Origin of the sequence: Actinosynnema sp. NPDC059797 (genome assembly GCF_042732085.1) — a bacterium.
Taxonomy (GTDB): Bacteria; Actinomycetota; Actinomycetes; order Mycobacteriales; family Pseudonocardiaceae; genus Actinosynnema.
Genome location: NZ_JBHWIE010000656.1, coordinates 1 through 2169, shown reverse-complemented (window position 1 = coordinate 2169; position 2169 = coordinate 1). Strand labels below are relative to the sequence as shown.

The 2169-nt window shown below is 76.9% G+C and carries 3 protein-coding genes; 1 reads left to right on the top strand and 2 read right to left on the bottom strand.

The features are described from left to right. Both ACFV4N_RS43000 and ACFV4N_RS42995 read right to left on the bottom strand, forming a co-directional pair. The coding region (locus ACFV4N_RS43000) for an isocitrate lyase/phosphoenolpyruvate mutase family protein (RefSeq protein ID WP_499678460.1) at nt 1-228 on the bottom strand (228 nt) is incomplete at its 3' end. Beyond that, nucleotides 225-668 carry a carboxymuconolactone decarboxylase family protein gene (locus ACFV4N_RS42995; protein WP_499678459.1) on the bottom strand — a complete coding sequence of 148 codons (444 nt, stop codon included), beginning with the start codon at nt 666-668 and terminating at the stop codon, nt 225-227. The genes ACFV4N_RS42995 and ACFV4N_RS43000, both read right to left, overlap by 4 nt. A gap of 47 nt (nt 669-715) precedes the next feature. Here ACFV4N_RS42995 and pdxR point away from each other — a divergent pair, with 47 nt between their 5' ends. Beyond that, on the top strand, nt 716-2107 hold the full coding sequence (pdxR, locus tag ACFV4N_RS42990) for a MocR-like pyridoxine biosynthesis transcription factor PdxR (protein WP_499678458.1): 1392 nt from the start codon (nt 716-718) through the stop codon (nt 2105-2107). The last annotated feature ends 62 nt before the right edge of the window (nt 2108-2169 follow it).

Sequence of the window (2169 nt, the reverse complement as noted above, 5' to 3'; positions counted from 1 at the left end):
TATCGGCGCGATCGCCTCGTCGGGGGGCTTGCCGTGGCCGTCCGGGTACCCCAGGGCGGCCGCCACCGCCGCGCTGGCGGTGGCCACGGCGGGGTAGCCCGCCCCGGCCAGGACGCGCGCGGACGCCGCGTCCCACACGTTGGGCAGCACCACGGGGTCGCCGGGCACGTGCAGCCCGCGCAGCAGCCGCGCCCCGCCACCCTCGCCCACCAGCCGGTCCCCGGTCACGGCAGCGGCCACGAGCGGGCGACGGCCCCGACCCGGTTCCAGGCGTTGATCACCGCGATCACCCACACCAGCTCCGCCAGCTCGGTGTCGGTGAACACCGCGGCGGCCCGACCCCACACCTCGTCCGACACCTCGCCGGAGGACAACCCGGTGGCGGCCTCGGTCAGCTCCAGGGCGGCCCGCTCCCGCTCGGTGTACAGCTCCCCCGCCTCGCGCCAGGCGGGCAGCAGGTCCAACCGGCGCTGGGCCTCGCCCGCGCCGCGCGCGTCGTCGCTGTGCAGGGCCACGCAGTAGGCGCAGCCGTTGAGCTGGGAGGCCCGCAACCGGACCAGCTCCTGCACCGAGGACTCCAGGCCCGACTCGCGGGAGGCCCGCTCCAGGCCCTTCATCGCCCGGTACAGGTGCGGCGCCAGCTCGTGGGCGGCCAAGCGAATTGTCATGATCGACAACCTAGGCCCGGGTTGGCCCGCTGCTAAGGTCCATTCCCGTGTCCGGAACGTGGGCCAATCCCGGCGTGGACCTCCACCTCGACCTCGACCCCTCCACCGGTCGCCGCGCCGGCCTGGAACGGGCGCTGCGCGAGGCGATCCGCACCGGCAGGCTCGCACCCGGCGCACGCCTGCCCGCGACCCGCCGGCTGGCCGCCGAACTCGGACTGGCCCGCAACACCGTGGCCGCCGCCTACGACCAACTGGTCGCCGAGGGCTACCTGACCGCGCGACGCGGCGCGGGCACCCTGGTCGCACCGCTGCCCGCCGCACCACCCGGCGCCGGCGCCGCCGCCGAACCCGCCCACCCCCGCCACGACCTCACACCCGGCAACCCCGACACCACCGCGTTCCCCACCGCGGCCTGGCTGCGCGCCACCCGCCGCGCCCTGGCCGCCGCACCGGCACGCGCCCTCGGCTACGGCGACCCCCGCGGCCGGCCCGAACTGCGCACCGCCCTGGCCGAACACCTGGGCCGCACCCGCGGCGTGCAGGCCGCACCCGAGCGCATCGTCATCACCACCGGCTACGTGCAGTCGCTGTCCCTGCTGGCGACCGCGCTCACCGGACCGGTCGCCATGGAGGACCCCGGACTGGCCTTCCACCGCGAGGTGGTCCGCCGCGCCGGCCGACCCGTCGTGCCGCTGCCGGTGGACCACCTCGGCGCCACCACCCCGCCGGACGGCGCGGCCGCCGCCGTGGTCACCCCCGCCCACCAGTTCCCCACGGGCGTCCCCCTGCACCCCACGCGCCGCCACGCCCTGACCACCTGGGCCCGCGACACCGGCGCCCTGCTGGTCGAGGACGACTACGACGGCGAGTTCCGCTACGACCGGCAACCCCTGGGCGCCGTCCAGGGCACCGCGCCCGACCACGTCGCCTACGCCGGCAGCGCCTCCAAGACCCTCGGCCCCGGCGTCCGCCTGGGCTGGCTGGTGCTGCCGCCCCGCTGGGTCGACCCCGTCGTCGACGCCAAGCTGCACGCCGACCACCACACCGAGGTCATCGGCCAACTCGCCCTCGCCGACCTGATCACCGGCCACGCCTACGACCGCCACGTGCGCGGCGCCCGCCTGCGCTACCGGCGACGACGCGACCTGCTCGTGCGACGGCTGACCGGGCACACCGCGCACGGCGTCTCCGCGGGCCTGCACCTGCTGGTCGAGGTGCCCGACGAGGACGCCGTCCTCACCCTCGCCGCCGAACGCGGCATCGCGCTGACCGGACTGCGCGAATGCCGCCACACCCCCGACCCCGCGGCGGCGCGGGGCGTGATCGTCGGGTACGGCACCCCCGCCGAGCACGCCTACCGCGCCGCCGTGGACGCCCTGGTCGCCGTCCTGCGCGACGCCGCGGGCCGGCACCACCACGAGCGGCCCGCGACCAGCTAGTGCTGCATTTCGGAACCCAACATGGAGCGGGGGACGCCCGAGGGCGATCGGTGAGGCGGTCC

Coding starts and splice junctions, on each gene's coding strand:
- ACFV4N_RS42995 (WP_499678459.1), bottom strand. CDS start 668: ATGACAATTCGCTTGGCCGCCCACGAGCTGGCGCCGCACCTGTACCGG.